The sequence below is a fragment of the Halopenitus malekzadehii genome (assembly GCF_900108505.1).
Classification (GTDB): domain Archaea; phylum Halobacteriota; class Halobacteria; order Halobacteriales; family Haloferacaceae; genus Halopenitus; species Halopenitus malekzadehii.
This window is the reverse complement of sequence record NZ_FNWU01000002.1, coordinates 1-15,946: the sequence shown is the minus strand read 5'-3', so window position 1 is coordinate 15,946 and position 15,946 is coordinate 1. Positions and strand designations below refer to the sequence as shown.

General features: G+C 61.4%; 10 protein-coding genes, 3 tRNA genes, 1 rRNA gene and 1 pseudogene. 5 read left to right on the top strand and 10 right to left on the bottom strand.

Annotated elements, in window-relative coordinates:
* Positions 1 to 59 precede the first annotated feature (59 nt).
* Positions 60 to 1,184 carry a tyrosine-type recombinase/integrase gene (locus BLW38_RS05515; RefSeq protein WP_092815738.1) on the top strand — a complete coding sequence of 375 codons (1,125 nt, stop codon included), beginning with the start codon at positions 60 to 62 and terminating at the stop codon, positions 1,182 to 1,184.
* A 115-nt stretch (positions 1,185 to 1,299) separates the two neighbouring features.
* On the opposite strand, the gene BLW38_RS05510 is transcribed toward BLW38_RS05515, so the two are convergent.
* From BLW38_RS05510 to BLW38_RS16795, 4 genes are all read right to left on the bottom strand, one after another.
* Positions 1,300 to 3,471 (bottom strand): PKD domain-containing protein, encoded by a 2,172-nt coding sequence (locus BLW38_RS05510; protein WP_092815735.1) that lies wholly within the window; start codon positions 3,469 to 3,471, stop codon positions 1,300 to 1,302.
* Between the two features lie 110 nt (positions 3,472 to 3,581).
* The gene (locus tag BLW38_RS05505) at positions 3,582 to 4,127 is read right to left on the bottom strand and encodes a DUF1102 domain-containing protein (protein WP_092815732.1); all 546 of its coding nucleotides are present in this window, start codon (positions 4,125 to 4,127) and stop codon (positions 3,582 to 3,584) included.
* A 235-nt stretch (positions 4,128 to 4,362) separates the two neighbouring features.
* Positions 4,363 to 4,722: a response regulator gene (locus BLW38_RS05500; protein ID WP_092815729.1), complete on the bottom strand. Its 360-nt coding sequence runs from the start codon at positions 4,720 to 4,722 to the stop codon at positions 4,363 to 4,365.
* Between the two features lie 272 nt (positions 4,723 to 4,994).
* The gene (locus tag BLW38_RS16795) at positions 4,995 to 5,450 is read right to left on the bottom strand and encodes a dual specificity protein phosphatase family protein (protein WP_394327076.1); all 456 of its coding nucleotides are present in this window, start codon (positions 5,448 to 5,450) and stop codon (positions 4,995 to 4,997) included.
* Between the two features lie 1,340 nt (positions 5,451 to 6,790).
* Between BLW38_RS16795 and BLW38_RS05490 the strand changes: the two are divergent.
* Positions 6,791 to 7,038, top strand: a pseudogene (locus tag BLW38_RS05490) (transposase); the annotation flags it as partial.
* 28 nt (positions 7,039 to 7,066) lie between these two features.
* Here BLW38_RS05490 and BLW38_RS05485 read toward each other — a convergent pair.
* The 3 genes from BLW38_RS05485 to BLW38_RS05475 form a co-directional block, all read right to left on the bottom strand.
* Positions 7,067 to 8,170, bottom strand: a complete 1,104-nt coding sequence (locus BLW38_RS05485; RefSeq protein ID WP_092735372.1) for a tyrosine-type recombinase/integrase — start codon at positions 8,168 to 8,170, stop codon at positions 7,067 to 7,069.
* 247 nt (positions 8,171 to 8,417) lie between these two features.
* Positions 8,418 to 8,492 (bottom strand) — tRNA-Glu (locus tag BLW38_RS05480).
* Positions 8,493 to 8,746: 254 nt separating this feature from the next.
* A tRNA-Tyr gene (locus tag BLW38_RS05475) sits at positions 8,747 to 8,820 on the bottom strand.
* A gap of 189 nt (positions 8,821 to 9,009) precedes the next feature.
* Between BLW38_RS05475 and BLW38_RS05470 the strand changes: the two genes are divergently transcribed.
* Positions 9,010 to 10,026 carry an MBL fold metallo-hydrolase gene (locus BLW38_RS05470; RefSeq protein ID WP_092815723.1) on the top strand — a complete coding sequence of 339 codons (1,017 nt, stop codon included), beginning with the start codon at positions 9,010 to 9,012 and terminating at the stop codon, positions 10,024 to 10,026.
* Positions 10,027 to 10,095: 69 nt separating this feature from the next.
* Here BLW38_RS05470 and BLW38_RS05465 read toward each other — a convergent pair whose 3' ends face one another.
* The 3 genes from BLW38_RS05465 to BLW38_RS05455 form a co-directional block, all read right to left on the bottom strand.
* Positions 10,096 to 11,952, bottom strand: a complete 1,857-nt coding sequence (locus tag BLW38_RS05465; protein ID WP_092815720.1) for a DEAD/DEAH box helicase — start codon at positions 11,950 to 11,952, stop codon at positions 10,096 to 10,098.
* Between the two features lie 77 nt (positions 11,953 to 12,029).
* A complete protein-coding gene (locus BLW38_RS05460; protein WP_245710080.1) occupies positions 12,030 to 12,644 on the bottom strand; it encodes a hypothetical protein in 615 nt (204 codons plus the stop codon).
* Positions 12,645 to 12,737: 93 nt separating this feature from the next.
* Positions 12,738 to 13,298 carry a TATA-box-binding protein gene (locus BLW38_RS05455; protein ID WP_092815717.1) on the bottom strand — a complete coding sequence of 187 codons (561 nt, stop codon included), beginning with the start codon at positions 13,296 to 13,298 and terminating at the stop codon, positions 12,738 to 12,740.
* Between the two features lie 703 nt (positions 13,299 to 14,001).
* On the opposite strand from BLW38_RS05455, the gene BLW38_RS05450 reads away from it, so the two are divergent.
* Positions 14,002 to 15,472 (top strand): 16S ribosomal RNA (locus BLW38_RS05450).
* A 142-nt stretch (positions 15,473 to 15,614) separates the two neighbouring features.
* Positions 15,615 to 15,686 (top strand) — tRNA-Ala (locus BLW38_RS05445).
* The last annotated feature ends 260 nt before the right edge of the window (positions 15,687 to 15,946 follow it).

Below are 15,946 nucleotides of genomic sequence, written 5' to 3'. Positions count from 1 at the left end.
CTCAACCACCGCATTCTCGAATCACTAGAGGGGCCAGACACGCCTGCAGGTGGTTCTCTGTGAGCTCTAATCCGGGGGATCAATCAGAAGTCATCTCTTCTGAGCAGCTATCACTGCTCAACAATCGTCAGTCTGAGATATACTCCGCGAAACTTGCTCGGTTCGCTAACTATCTCCAGAAAGAAGGCAAGAACCCTAAGAAGAAAGTCGGATATGCTGATACTGCAGTTGAGAAGCGGGTTTACCGCGTTCACCGAGCTGTGAAGTGGTTCTGGAACCAGCACGAGATAAAGACAGAGATCACGACCGATGACGCTGACAAAGTTAATCGCGCACTCGAGGTAGACGAATTCTGCAAGGGTAACGGTGAACCATACGCAGAGGGATCGAAGCGAAAATTCAATGACGCATTGAGGAACTGGTTTGAGTTCCAGAATGTCGACTGGACTCCAGAGTACGAGTTTTCAGATGCCGAAGCGAAAAAGGAGAACAAGCCGGATCCGTTCACGCGACCTGAATTAAAGCAACTGTGGGAAACTTCGCTTACGTACAAATCCATCCCAAGCTACAATAATCTAACACCTGACGAACGCGACCGCTGGAAGGCACACATCGCACAAGAACTCGGAAAGCCAAAAGAGACAGTTGTCCCCGATGATTGGGACCGAATCAATAACGATTGGCATATCCCATCCCTCATCCGGACAGCACGCAGTCATGGATGGCGTCCCGACCTTGTTGGTAGGATGAAAGTCCAGTGGTACGAACCATCTGAAAAAACAATCTATATCCCGGAGGGTGAAGCTCCGAAGAATGATACGCACTGGCGGGCTGATTTGACTGATGAAGGTGCCCTCGCGTTGGACAAATGGTTAGACCAGCGCGAGTTGATGGAACTGTACGATGGGCGCGATGTGATCTGGCTAACTCGCAAGGGGAACCCATACTCATCCGGGACATTGAATGACCTTCTTCGGAACCTAATGGATGAAGCCGGAATCAAAAGCCAGGGTCGAAATCTGGTCTGGTACTCGTTTCGGCACAGTATTGGAACATATGTTTTCGCTGAGACGAAGAGTCTCAAGGTGGTCGCTGATCAACTTCGGCAGAAGAGCCGGGCCTCTGCTGAAAAATACGTGCACCCACTACCAGAGGTCAAACGGGAAGCCGCTAATATAATGTAGATATTCAGCGATTGGTAGCTCATCGGGAACGACCATCGGACCACGTCCGGTCACCGCTGACCCAGATCGACAGGTCCGCAGTGGCCGGTCTCCCCGCGGGGAGCAAACCGCCGGATCAAACCGCCGGCACCGGGTCCGTGAGCGTGGAGACGATCCGGATCGACGATCCCTCGAGCGACCCGGTCCGGTCGCGCACGTTGCGGGCGGTCACCCGGATCCGGTAGTTCCCCTCGGGGTCGAGGTCGGTTCCCGGCGGCACGACGATCGTCTCGTCTTCGGCCGTGTACTCGCGATCGCCGACGATCTCGAGGCGCTTGCGGACGATCTCCGTCCCCTCTTCGTCGACGATATCGATCGAGATCGTGTCGAGCGCGACCTGCGGATCGACGACGGTCAGCGCGCCGATCTCGAACCGGTTCGTCTCGAGGGTCACCCGGGGATCCTCGAGGACCGTGATCCGCGGGCCGCGACCCTCGGGAATGATGCGTCCCCACGGGAGGTACCGGTAGGCGGCGACGATGAGGCCGAGGGCGGTCAGCGACAGGAGCGTCTGCCAGACGATCGTGCTGCCGATGCCCAGCGCCGAGAGCTCGGAGACGACCGACCAGCCGGTCGCGACCGCGACGCGCTCGGTGGTCTCCGTGGCGGCTCCGTACTCGTCTGCCACGCGCACGTCGACGACGTGCTCGCCGGGCTCGAGGGGATGGGTAACCGTCTTGCCGGTCTTCGTGGTCCCGTCGGCGAACGTCCAAGTCACCGTCGCGTCGCCGACCTCGTTCTCGACGTCCGCGGTGAGGGTCGCCACCTCGGCCGCCCGGTCGTACTCCGCGGAGACCTCGGCGGTCGGCACGTCGTTGGCGATGACCGTCCGGGTGGTCGAGCTCTCGCGGCCGAGGGCGTCGCGGACGGTGAGTCCGACATCGTACTGGCCCGGCTCCGCGAAGGTGTACTCGAGCACTCGGCCGCTCTGGGTGGTCCCGTCCGGCAGCGTCCACTGGTAGGTGACGTCCGGGTCGACGAAGACCGCGAACGGGGAGAAGCTACGCGTGCGCGCCGACACGACCACGTAGTCCTCGGTCGTCTCCGTCACGGTGGTGTCGAGCAGCTCCCAGCCGGTCTCGGTCCGGTGGCCGAGGGTCGCGCCCGAGGGGTCGGCGTCGCCGAACCGGTCGCGGTCGACGCGCAGCCGCACCGTGGCCGGCCGGTCCCGGCGGTTCTCGGGGGGCTCGATGTCCACTGCGCGCACGATCCGGTCCTGCTCCGTCACCCCGCTCGAAACGCTGATCGTCGACCGCTCGCCCGAGAGCCGGGCCGGTTTCCCGACGTTCGTCACGATGGTGCCTTCCGCGAGGTCGATCGCGTCCCCCTCGGAGTCGTCACTCTCGTCGTTGACGCCGTCGCCGTCCTCGTCCTCCGCCGTCGAGATCACCGCTCGCGGGTTGCCGTCCCTGGCGGTGGCGTCGATCGCATCGAGGTCCTCGTTCGAGAGTTCACGGACCGTAATCCCGGCATCGGCGTCGGATCCCTCACCGCCGTCCACGTCGGGGGTTCCATCCTCCGTCTCGCCCTCGAACTCGACCTCCACGCCGGTCTCGGAGTCGATCACGTCCTCGCCGGGCGCGTCGCCCTCGGGCTGTTCGCCCTCCTCACCCGGTTCGTCCCGTTCGCCCTCCTCGCCGGGCGTCGTTTCCGGGGTCTCCTCGTCCGGCACGCCGCCACCGCCGCCACCGCCTCCGCCGACGCCACCGCCGCCGTCGGACGCGTTCTCGTCGGTGTCGTTGCCGTCGCCGACCTCCTCCTCGAGCTCGTAGCCGGTGTGGATCGTCACGCTCGTGAGGAGCCGGTCGCCCTCCTCGATCCCCCGGCTGTCCAGGCCGACGTTCACGACCACGCGCTCGCCCGGCGCGAGCGTGACCGCGTTCTCCTCGCCCTCGATCGGCCGGCCGCCCTCGTCGCTCGCCATCGAGACCCGCTCGCCGCCGTCGTGGGTCACCCACACGAGGACGTCCTGGGTGTCCTGGTTGTGCAGGTAGAAGACCCGGTCGACGGTCGTGTACGCCTCCGCGTTCACGCCCGGATCCGTGAGGTCGATCCGGAGCTCGCCGTCGTCGTCGCTCACGACGTAGTTCCCGTTCGTCCCGTTGGCCGCGCCGAATTCGACGTCCGGCTCGCCGTTAAAAAGGGACTCCGTCGGCGAGCCCGCGGTCCCCAGCACCGCTCCGGTCGCCACTACCGCGCCGAGCGCGAAGAGTACGACGAGCGCGGCGGTGATGGAGCGGAGTTTCATTGTGGCGTGGTGGCTAGTGGTGGTGTAATGAACCGTCCTCCGTCAGGAGAGACGTGATACCGAACGTCGCTCAGTGAGGGCGAGCCGAATCGTTGTGAGGGGAGACTGGGTTAGTTACCCGTGCTCTCGGCGACGATCTCGATGTTGCTGAGGAGCTCATCGTTCTTCGAGAGCGTGTCATCTCCGGTGATGTCGATCCGGATGGACACTTCGATCATCTCTCCGGACGGCACGGTGGCGTTGTTCGTTCCGTTCGTGATCTCCTGTGAGCTGTCGTCGTAGTCCGTTCCGTTGTACACGCTCACGTACTGCTCATTGTCACCGTTCGTGTTGACGGAGATGTTGACCTCGTTCTCGCCGTTGTTCGATATCTGCAGTATGTTATCGAACTCCGTTGTGGCGTTCAGGTTCACACCCTGAGAGTCACTTCCCCCCGACAAATCGATCTGGATCTCATCTCCGCTATCGTCGACGTATCCGTCTGCCCCAGCACCGCTACCGGGTTCGAGCCCGACGAGCGCGTTCGCGTCACCGGCGACGTTCACTTCGGCGGTCCGTTCCGCCTCCACCGTGGTGAATGCGCCCGTGGCCGTGACGACCGTGATCGCTCCGAAGACCAATACCAGCGCAAGCAGCTTTCCTTTGGGTCGTGCCATAGTTGTTATCTCCTTGTGTACGCGTCAGCGCGGCGGGCGTCGGTGCCCCCGGCCGGCGTCTCTATATCATACATCTACCCCTACCCCCTTTGTAAGCCCGGCCTACCCAGTAGTTAGAGGATCCTAATGTCCGGTATCGGCTAGTTAGGGCACCCTAACGTGCCGAATTCGAGGGTTTGAAGGGTTCGGTGTGTTGGCGTGTAGCGTTGGTGTTGGGCGGTAGTATTCACCACGGTCAACGTGCACACGCCTCGTCGATCGTGGCGAGCAGGTCGTCCTTGCTGAAGGGTTTGGTGAGGTAGGCGTCCGCCCCGGCGTCGGTGGCGCGGTCGCGAATCTCCTCGGTCACCATCGCGGTGCTCATCACGACCGCGACCTCAGGGTTGGCCCGTTTGATCGTCCGAGTGGCCTCGATCCCGTCGGTGCCGGGCAGGTCGATGTCCATCACGACCACGTCGGGGGCGGTGCGGTCCGCCTTGCGGATCGCCTCCTCGCCGGTCTCGGCGACCCCCACGACCGTGTGTTCGGGGGTGAGAAACCCGCGCAGGAGTGCGCGCTGCATATCGGTGTCTTCCACGAGGAGGACGTCGACCATTCGGGGGACTGTGTTATCTGGCGGGGGAATGGTTAAATGCTCAACTATTTCTGACGAGCGCTTGCGCGAGCGAATCACTACCGAGCGGGTGCACCTACTTCGAACCCACAAGAACCAGGTGTGTTTATCATCATCAGCGCGGTTAGGTGAATTTGGAGTTTTCTTATAAGATATATTGGTTTTGACATCCTCTCCGCCCTGAAGGGCGATGATTCCCGAGCGTTGGGATATCACCCGTTGATGACATTGACGAAGAATGATCGATGAGTGTGTTAGTCCCGCGTTCTCTTGGCTTGTTCGACGTATTCTCTACCACGGTTGGAGACACTGGCAGCCTGTCGAAGCAGCGCTTCGTGCGGCTCAACCGCAGCACGCTCCTCTTTCAGTTGCTGGAAGACAGACTCCAGCGTTCGGTCAGTCGATAGTGAGACGACAGTCGCAGCAACCGCCGGACTCCGTGATGCACCAGCTGAACAGTGGACAAGCACACGGTTCTCTGCTTCCCACCTGGTTAGTGTTTCATTGACAGCTCTGACAAATGTCTGGTGATCATTTTGGGGACCATCCATCATCGGGAGACGTACAACGGTCACGTCAGGCGGAAAGCCAGTTTCGGGTTCCGCAAACGTCAGTGAAATAATCACCGAGATGCGATGCTCCGCAAGTCGTGACTGGTCGCCAGCATCGTCGATCGATCCCACGTACAACGCATTGGTAACCTCATCCATTCTCACTAGCGTGTAGTACGCGAATACTCTTGACATCCTCCCCCGCTTTCAGGCGGCGGAATCCCGAGCGGTGAGAGTTTCAGGTTTGCAACCACGACTCCGCCACTTGACGGGAGTTCGCAGCTAACCCAGCCGTCGTGGTCGGTGGCTGTCTGGCTATGCCAAGTGACCGTTACTCCTTTCTTCAGCGTCGTTGACTCCCATCTGTTGTTTGTGCTAGTAGGGAGTCGCTGACACGTCGCGGGACTCGAAGTTATCGTTAGGCTTGCATAGGCCGACGGGTACAAGACGAACCCTTCGAAGATTCGCGTTCACCGCGTCGGCGTTTCGGATACTACCTCGTTACGAGAGCGGGTCGGCCGTGGTTCGAAAATTTTCAATTTTCGTCATCACGAGAGAGCAAAGCTCTCTCGACCGACCTCCGAAGGTCGTTCGGAATCCGCTCCGTTCCGACCTGACCGTACCGGAGTAATGCGATTCTTGGCACTTCAAAGTATCCATTAGAAACTCGAACTGGGGTGTCGAACGTGGCTTGATATCCTTCATCCGTCACGGCCCAAGTACAGAGAATCCTCGCCCTTTGGGGGGAAGGATGTCAAAGACGTATACGATCGACGAGAGACTGATAGAGTATTGTACCGAGAAGTGCGACAGTTAATCCACTCCATCCAGCAAGTAGGTCTAACTTTGTATCGAGAGGTGTGACGTGAAACGGGTACCCAATGCTCCATTCAATTGCTTCCCAAAGGAGTGAGAGTATCACGACGCCAATTGCGGTGTACATTCGGGAAAACAGAATCAGCAACCCGAGTGTAAGCGTGAATCCTCCAATTACGTGCCCAGCGGTATCGAGCCACCACCACGACAAATGAACCGGTAGCAGGGCACCGGTGACACTGAGGCCGGTCCCAGTCGCCAATATCAGAATATACCCAGCAGTACGTGGCCGTGGCTGAACAACCCACGATTGGGGTGCCCAAGCTGATACTGGGGAGAACATTCGCTTCACTGCGTGGAAAAGTCCACCTGAGTCGCTGCGTGACATACCGGTTTCCTCGTCAGAAACAAGACGAATTGGTGAGTATCCCATCGCCAGCGATCAGCGCAAGTGCTGAGCCGCTACAAACTCGTATCGCAGTTCGCCGTGTGAGTTCTGTCATCAAGTCAAAACTGTATGCTCTACAGTAAAGCGAGAACAACCTAACGTTCTGAACAATATGGAGAAATACGTGAGAACAACCTAATTGTTTCAACAGGAGTAACATCCTCACCCGCTGTGAACAGTAGTTGACGAATCAGTTCGCATCGGCTATCGATCTCGTGTGAATAACGATCTGTGTTTGGCGCAGATCTACCGCTGTCGGTGGGGAGTTGAGGTGTTGTTCCGTGAGCTGAAGACGCAGTACAACTTGGATGAGTTCGACACGAGCGACGAACACGTGGTGAAGATCTCACCGTACGCAGCGCTGCTTGTAAGACGTGATTTCTTGGATCTGGTCACTGGGCAGTCGGATGATGAGCTGTGTTTCCGACAGAGCACTGGGCGGCGACCTTCCGGTCGCACGCCCAGCTTTTCCTTCTTGACATCCTCTTCCGCGTGTATACGGAGGGGGATGTCAACCCATCCGATCTAGAGCATCTCGTCGATCTTCAACCGGCGTTTGATCATACTTCATCGTCGTCTCGGGGGAGCGATGACGAAGCTGAGCCTGCGCTGCCGCAAGATCTTCTTCTCTCGTCATATAAGTGCCAACAGAGTGACGTATCGTGTACCAGCTCATCTGTCGATGCTCAATCTCGATGCCGGCAATTTCACATAACCGGTGCAATAGTCCACGAAGCGCTGACTTCCCATACGGGTTCTGTTTACGAGTCAGCCAGAGGGTGTCAGTATCATCGTACTCTGGGTAATTTTGTCGTTGTTGGCACCACTTCGAGAGGACTTCAGCTGTTTTATCTCTCACTCCAACGACCCAATGTTCTCTATTTTTCGCGCTCTCTTCCTTCGGGATACGTAACACGCTATTGTCGGTGTCGACCCAAGATACCGCAGCCCGTTCGACTTCTATCGGACGGAGTCCAGTGTCGAGACTGGCCCAGACAAGAGACGGAAACTTCCAGCCATTCGCGCGGTCCCAGTCTTCAGGAGTCACTTCGGACTTGGGTTTCTCGAACCGCTGGGCGAGATATTGTTTCCAACGATCACGTTCCGAGGGAGTGAGGTTATTGTACGATGGAACAGATCCGTATTCCAAGGCAGCGTCACGGATGGCGCGTCGTTCATCTCTCGTAAGGTAGTCGCGTGGCTTTGAACTACTGTCGGCGGAGAATCGGAACTCGGGTTCCCACTCGCCGAGCCCTCGTTCGTGATGGAGCCACTTGTATAGCATAAGGAGTGCCTTCTGGCAGTTCCGCTTGTGGGCCGCGCTCACGTCACGCTGAGCGAGATGATTCATCCACGAGTCGGCGTGGTCGTGAGTGAGATTCACCGTATAGCCGCCTTCGAGCTCCCAGACGTACCGATAGAATCGATCCATCCGGTAGCAACGGGGTTTCACAGTTCCCTTCGCGTAGCCGACTGCTTCGGTGGGCTTCTTCCCGAACGTGAGCAACCAGCGAAGGCACTCTTCGCGCTCGGATCGATAGTCCAGCAGTTGTCGATGATTGAGGAATTCTTCAGAGTTTTCCGTGACGACAGGGTAGTCATCGAGGTCGATCATAAACTGACCACCGTCCTTCGATTTTGGAGTCGACCCTGCGAATCCGGTTTCAGTGGGCAAATTGCGGAATCGCACGACTGCACCGATGTCGTCTCTGGTTCCTGCGAACCGGATAGCCCGGCGAAATCGGAAAATCGCAAGACTGCGTGGCTGTGTGTGAATCCTTCGAATTTGCTTGGTCTGAGCGTTGAGTCGATCATAGCTGGCCTACGCAGGCCAAAACCGCAAGAAGGTAGTCGGATTAGGATGCTCCGACTGGGATTCGAACCCAGGTCATCGCCTCGAGAGGGCAATATGATTGGCCGGACTACACCATCGGAGCGTGTAGCGCGTTCGTCTGAACGCATCCATCGGTATGATTGACCGAATTAAAACAGTTCCGTTTCACGGCCGCCGTGGGGCGCTTTGCCGTGTCGCGAGGGAACGTGCTGGGACGACCGTCGTCGGGAACCCGATCCCTGGTCACGTCCCGACTACCAACTGATCTCTTGCCCATCGGCCCCATCGTGTGGGTACCGTGGCTGTGTGGAGACTGGTCGACGGATGCGAGCTGCTACCGGTTTGGAAGACGAAGGATCCGGACTCCCCGATTTGAACGGGGGGCAAGCCGATCTACAGTCGGCTGCTCTACCAGGCTGAGCTAAGTCCGGTACGGTCCAACGTAGGTGACGACCCGGACTTAAGGGTTCTCTTTCGTCCCGTCCCCGTGGGTCGATCGCACCGTCGAAACCGGGCGGACCGCGGTCCCGGTCAACGCCTCGGTCGACAGGCGTAACCCGTTCGCGAACCCACAGCCGGCTAATGACTATGCCGTTTCCCACGCCTGGAGGATCGCCACGATGACTGCCGACGTCGTCCGTATCGGGTTTGGAGCCGGCAGTCCGGAGGGAGCCAACAGCGCGTACCTGCTACCCGAGCGCGGCGTTCTGATCGACCCCGGCCCGCCCGGTGAGGCGGCCTTCGAGACGCTCCTGTCGGCGATCGACGACACGGGTCTCGCCCTCGAAGACCTCGAGCACGTCCTCGTCACTCACTGGCACGTCGACCACGCCGGATCGGCGCCGCGGATCGCTGACGCAGCCGACGCGACGCTGTGGATGGGTTCCGACGACGCCCCGCTCGTCCGGGAGTACGCGACCGCGCGCGATCGTCGCCTCGATCGTGACGCGGCTGCGCTCCGAGACTGGGGCGTTCCCGACGAGACCGTCGAGGCGGTCGTCGACGGCGACACGCCCTCACCGATGCCCGATCGAACGCCCGTGTCCGACCTTCACGACGGCGACGTCATTGCCGGTTTGGAGGTCATCGACACGTCCGGGCACACGCGTGGGCACGTCGCGTTCCACGACCGAATCGCCGACCAGGGTGATCACGAGAGCGATACGTATGGAGGCGAGACGCGCGAGCGCGACGACGATCGGAGCGCCCTCTTCGTCGGGGACGCCGTCCTCGCGACGTACACGCCGAACGTCGGCGGGGGAGATACGCGCCTCGAGGATCCACTGTCGACCTATCGCCGAACGCTCGACCGGCTTGACGATCGGTATGACCCGGAGACGACGACGGCGTATCCGGGACACGGCACGCCGCTCGATCTCGACGATCGGATCGGAACGATCCGGGATCACCACGGCGAACGTCGAGGAAACGTCCGCGATGCGCTGACGGAGCGATCGCCGGATCCCGCGACGCCGTGGGAGATCGCGGAGGACCTCTTCGGCGAGCTGTACGGGATCCACGCCAAGATGGGTGCCGGGGAGGCCGCGAGCCACCTCACGGATCTGGTTGCGACCGGTGACGCACGGCTCGTCGACGAGGAGCCGCTGCGGTACGTGATCGACGAGTCGGCGGAGTGACGGCGCCGCAGGCGGTGACGGTGGGTCGGGCAGCGACGACGTCGCCTCGCTCGATGAGGCGACGACCGGTCACGAATCGACGGTCGTCTCTCGAACGCGGATCCCCTTCTGTGCCAGATGACGCATCTGCCGCTGTGCGAACTCCTCCTCGGCGGATCCGCGCGTCGCGAGCACGTACACGAGCGCCGACCCTGTGGGACGCATCGTTCGGCCGGCTCGCTGTGCGCCCTGACGGCGCGACCCGCCGAGCCCGGACGCGACGATCGCGAGCTCCGCGTTCGGGAGATCGATACCCTCGTCGCCGACCCGGGAGACGACGAGCACGTGCCGGTCGCCCTCGCGGAACGCCTCGAACAGGCGGGATCGCTCGGCGTGGCGCGTCTCGCCGCTGATGAACGGGACCGAGAGTGCCTCGGCGATCCGCTCGCCCTGATCGAGATACTCGACGAAGACGAGCGCCTTCTTGCCCGGATGCGCCTCCAGCAGGCTGCGGATCTCCGTGGCCTTCGTCGGGTTGCTCGCGGCGAGCCGGTATCGTTCGCGCCCGTCCGCGCTCACGTACGCGTTGCGCGCGTCGTCATCGCGCCAGGGGACGTACCGGATCTCGACTTCGGGCTCCTGGACGAACCCGGCCTCGAACAGGGCGTCCCAGTCGGCGCCGATCGGCGGCCCGATGAGGGTGTAGATCTCGTCCTCGTTGCCCGTCTCCCGGACCGGCGTCGCCGACAGTCCCAGTCGGTGCTTCGCCTGCAGGTCCGCCGACCGCGAGAAGACCGGGCTCGGGATGTGGTGAGCCTCGTCGTAGACGATCAGTCCCCACTCCCGAGTGTCGAACAGCTGTCGATGGCGGTCCATCCCGGCGGTCTGGTAGGTCGCGATCGTCACCGGCCGGATCGCCTTTTCCCCGCCGTGGTACTGGCCGATCTGTTCGGCGTCCAGGGTCGTGTGCGTGAGCAGCTCCGTTCGCCATTGCTCGGCCAGCTCGCGTGAGGGAACGAGGATCAGGGTTTCGCCGCCGACCGCCGCGAGCGTGCCGATCGCCGCGACCGTCTTTCCGGACCCTGGCGGGCCGACGTAGACGCCGGAACGCTTCTCGAGGAAGGTTTCGACCCACCCCTCCTGGTAGTCCCGAAGATCCGCCGCCAGTTCGACGTCGATCGGATCCCCCTCCTCGAGGTCCCTGTCGTCCTCGACCGGATAGCCGGCCTCGTAGAGCGATCGCTTGATCGCGGCGATCGCCGACTCGTTGACCCACGCCTCCGTCTCGGAGATCGGCGCCCGCAGGTGGTCCTCGGCGAGGTGGTCTTCGGCGACCGTGCCGAGCAGGGACTCGCTGGCCGCCTCAAGGACGACGTAGCCCTCCTCGTGGGTGTACAGCCGGAATCGGTGCGCGCGTTTCCACTGGTCGCGGATCCACTCCTCGAGATGGTCGTGTCTGTTCGGCAGTACCGACCGAAGGCTCGCGAGCAGCCCCGACACGTCGTCGAACGGCGCTGCCCAGACGTCTTCCTGACGAATCCGGTAGAGGTACCCGCGTGTCCCGGGATCGGTCCCCGAGGTGTCGACGAGGTGCGCGAACTGCGACAGCTGCGCGCGTGTGTACTGTGTCGGTTGGTCGACCACGATCTCCCGACGGGTCGGGAAGGTGACGACTCGCTCGCGGGCCGCGAGGTCGTTCCACCGTGCCGGATAGAACACGACCGGATCCGACTCCACGTCGACGCGAGCCACGTCCCCGCCGGACGCCAGCCGATCGAGCCCCTCGCGTGCGGCCGATTGCGTCACACTGAGCCGGCGAGCAACCTGCTGGGCCGTCGCCACCGGTCGCCCCTCAGCCTGTAACGCGTCGAAGAACGTCTCCCGCGAGATCGACTCTTCGGCGACCGCCGTTCCGTCGGCGTCCTGCTCGTCTGTGCCGTCGCTCATCCGGTGATCGATGGTGGCGCTCGCGCAAATGCGTGCCGGCTCGGTACCGAGGAGTCGCCGGGGCTCATTGAGTGTCGTTACCGACAGTGACGCGTCGTGAGCGTCGCCTTCGACCGAAACCGACCGTTACAGTCCGCACACACGACGTATCCGTCGCCGATGTCGGTTCGAACCCGGTGGTTTCCGACTGTGAAGGGTCGATCGACCTCCCGCGGACGGATCTCGTCGGGGATCCGTTCCTCCGACCGAGCGCTGAGCGCCGACCGAAGCTCGATCGTCTCCACGTCGGTCGCGTCGAACCGACGGGCGGTACGCGCGGCTTCCGGGTCGACGATCTCCGTCCACCCGGTGACGACGACCGGGGACGGTGTCTCCGTGTCCTCGACGACGATCACGTATCGAACCCCATCGTCGGTGTACGCGAACCGCCAGCCGTCGGTGGTGCTCCACCGAAGCTGTCCGTGGACGATCGCCTCACGGACCGCATCGAAGGTCACGTACCGTCCGGGTTGGGTGACGCGGTCGAGAAAGTGGTCGGTGAACGCGTACGCGGTCGGATCCCGGACCGGGGGATCGACCGCGGACCGGCGTGCGTGCGATGCCGAGGACGCCCCCTCGTTCGCGCCCGCAGGGGCGCCCGGAACGATATCGAGAGCCTTGCCGGCTCCCGATCCGTCTCGTCGGGATGCCACTACCTGATCCATCGACGTCCACTCTCAAAGGTATTACGGCGGATCGTCGCCGTCGGTCGCCGATCATCGATCCGGACCCGTCTCGAGGCCGTGCTATCCGAGGAGACCGAGATCCTCGATGCGATCGACGATCTCCTCGACGGCCTCCTCGGCGTCGTGGGTGTGTTTCCCGCCGGTGATGACGATCTTCCCGCTGCCGAACAACAGGATGACCACGTCAGGATCGTCCATTCGGTAGACGAGCCCGGGGAACTGTTCGGGTTCGTACTCGACGTCCTCGAGCCCGAGGCCGATCGCCAGCGCGTTCAGGTTCAGGTTGTGTCCGAGGTCCGCACTCGAGACGATGTTCTGGACCGTGATCTCCGGGTCGTCCTCGACCGGGATGGTGAGATCTCGAAGCTTCTCGAAGATGATCCCAAGCGCCTCGTGGACGTCGTCGATGCTCTTTGCGCCCGTACAGACGATCTTGCCCGATCGGAAGATGAGTGCAGCCGCCTTCGGCTCCTGGGTCCGGTAGACGAGCCCGGGGAAGTTGTCCGGGTTGAAGTCCGCGCCGGGAAGGTCCTCCGCCAGCGCCTCCAGGTCGAGTTCCTGCCCGATCCCCGTCGATGCAACCACGTTCTGAATCTCGATCGACTCTGCGGGATTCGTCATTGTTCGCCTTTATATGTGTGCTCCCCCCTTATAAACGCCGGTGTTATAAACGATGATTCCGAAAACCCGGTTTTAACGCCTTCTACCGGCTTTCTATCGGGATTTGACGAGCGTTGTTCTCATATGAACGGTCGGGATGGTCGTCGTCGTCGATGCGTCGCCCAGATCGTTGCCCGGATCGCCGCCGCCGGTGGTCGGATATCGTCGCCGTGGTCGGCGGGATGACGGCCCATGGAACCGGGTGACGCGGCGCCGATCGAACGACGGCGTTAAGTAATCACCACTCCTCGACAGAAATGCAACGGACGCCCCATCCGCGGGGCGCTCCGACCGGTCGACCGCTCCGCGGTCGGTCGATAACTCGTTCCGACGCCCTTATGTATGGGCGACTACTCGGAACGTAATGCGAAGAACGCGACGCGAACTCGGGCCGTTCAACTCGGCCCGGCTTCGCCGGACTCGATCTCAGGTCGACGGGTTTATGCCCGGTCGGCCTGAATCATCGAGTCCACACTGAATGAGGATGTCGCCTCTGCGGTCCGCCGTCAGCCGACATCTGATGTGAGCTTGATGGTCCGGTGTCATCCGGCACTGCCGGCGACACCGGGCACGGACCATGCAATACAACGGTGATCGACAACGACCATCTGGTCGTTCGACATCCCGCCACCCCCTCGTGCGGGGAATCACGCACGAGGAATTCATTCCGGTTGATCCTGCCGGAGGCCATTGCTATCAGGGTCCGATTTAGCCATGCTAGTCGCACGAGTTCACACTCGTGGCATATAGCTCCGTAACACGTGGCCAAACTACCCTTCGGAGACGCATAACCTCGGGAAACTGAGGCTAATACGTCATACAGCTTTCAGCCTGGAATGGCGAAAGCTCGAAACGCTCCGGCGCCGAAGGATGTGGCTGCGGCCGATTAGGTAGACGGTGGGGTAACGGCCCACCGTGCCGATAATCGGTACGGGTTGTGAGAGCAAGAACCCGGAGACGGAATCTGAGACAAGATTCCGGGCCCTACGGGGCGCAGCAGGCGCGAAACCTTTACACTGCACGCCAGTGCGATAAGGGGACCCTGAGTGCACAGGCATAGTGCCTGTGCTTTTCTCGACCGTAGGGAGGTCGACGAATAAGAGCTGGGCAAGACCGGTGCCAGCCGCCGCGGTAATACCGGCAGCTCGAGTGATGGCCGATCTTATTGGGCCTAAAGCGTCCGTAGCTGGCCAGGCAAGTCCGTCGGGAAATCCACGCGCCCAACGCGTGGGCGCCCGGCGGAAACTGCCCGGCTAGGGACCGGAAGGCGCGACGGGTACGTCCAGGGTAGGAGTGAAATCCCGTAATCCTGGACGGACCGCCGATGGGGAAACCACGTCGCGAGAACGGATCCGACAGTGAGGGACGAAAGCTAGGGTCTCGAACCGGATTAGATACCCGGGTAGTCCTAGCCGTAAACGATGCCTGTTAGGTGTGGCCCCCGCTACGAGCGGGTGCTGTGCCGTAGGGAAGCCGCTAAACAGGCCGCCTGGGAAGTACGTCCGCAAGGATGAAACTTAAAGGAATTGGCGGGGGAGCACTACAACCGGAGGAGCCTGCGGTTTAATTGGACTCAACGCCGGACATCTCACCAGCATCGACTGTAGTAATGACGGTCAGGTTGATGACCTCGCCACGAGCTACAGAGAGGAGGTGCATGGCCGCCGTCAGCTCGTACCGTGAGGCGTCCTGTTAAGTCAGGCAACGAGCGAGACCCGCATCCGTACTTGCCAGCAGCACTCATCGTGGCTGGGGACAGTACGGAGACTGCCGTGGCCAACACGGAGGAAGGAACGGGCAACGGTAGGTCAGTATGCCCCGAATGTGCTGGGCAACACGCGGGCTACAATGGTCAGGACAATGGGTTCCAACTCCGAAAGGAGACGGTAATCTCACAAACCTGATCGTAGTTCGGATTGTGGGCTGCAACTCGCCCACATGAAGCTGGATTCGGTAGTAATCGCGTGTCAGCAGCGCGCGGTGAATACGTCCCTGCTCCTTGCACACACCGCCCGTCAAAGCACCCGAGTGAGGTCCGGATGAGGCTCCCGAGAGGGAGTCGAATCTGGGCTTCGCAAGGGGGCTTAAGTCGTAACAAGGTAGCCGTAGGGGAATCTGCGGCTGGATCACCTCCTACAGACCGAGACTCGCCCACACGGGCGAGCTCACCACTCATTGCAGCGTATTGCAGATCCCGCGCCCGCCTCGCCGCCAGGCCGGACACCGATGGACCATCGAGCTCACACAGACACACACCACGCCCACCGCACGGTGGGCGGGCCCGTAGCTCAGTGGGAGAGTGCCTCCCTTGCAAGGAGGATGCCCTGGGTTCGAATCCCAGCGGGTCCATGTACCACGCCCGGCTTGAAACCGTCCCCTTAAGTGGGGTCGGTCGCAACCGGGAGTGAAGCAACGACCGATGCACTACCCCGGGAAACCGTGGGTAGGAAGGGTTCGACGAACACGCCCGTTCACACCCGGGGTGATTCGATGACGACCGTGTATACGTGCGATCCAGACGCCCACTGAACTCGGCGAACGAGTTCGTGGACGTATAGTAACAACTGGCTACTGTGCCAGCTGGTGAATGGCTCGGCTCGAGAGCCGAC

What these genes read in the sequence shown, in the direction of transcription:
- BLW38_RS05500 (WP_092815729.1), bottom strand. Translation starts at nt 4,722, where the DNA reads ATGGTCGACGTCCTCCTCGTGGAAGACACCGATATGCAGCGCGCACTC.
- BLW38_RS05510 (WP_092815735.1), bottom strand. Translation starts at nt 3,471, where the DNA reads ATGAAACTCCGCTCCATCACCGCCGCGCTCGTCGTACTCTTCGCGCTC.
- BLW38_RS05465 (WP_092815720.1), bottom strand. Translation starts at nt 11,952, where the DNA reads ATGAGCGACGGCACAGACGAGCAGGACGCCGACGGAACGGCGGTCGCC.
- BLW38_RS05505 (WP_092815732.1), bottom strand. Translation starts at nt 4,127, where the DNA reads ATGGCACGACCCAAAGGAAAGCTGCTTGCGCTGGTATTGGTCTTCGGA.
- BLW38_RS16795 (WP_394327076.1), bottom strand. Translation starts at nt 5,450, where the DNA reads ATGGATGAGGTTACCAATGCGTTGTACGTGGGATCGATCGACGATGCT.
- BLW38_RS05455 (WP_092815717.1), bottom strand. Translation starts at nt 13,298, where the DNA reads ATGACGAATCCCGCAGAGTCGATCGAGATTCAGAACGTGGTTGCATCG.
- BLW38_RS05470 (WP_092815723.1), top strand. Translation starts at nt 9,010, where the DNA reads ATGACTGCCGACGTCGTCCGTATCGGGTTTGGAGCCGGCAGTCCGGAG.
- BLW38_RS05485 (WP_092735372.1), bottom strand. Translation starts at nt 8,170, where the DNA reads ATGATCGACCTCGATGACTACCCTGTCGTCACGGAAAACTCTGAAGAA.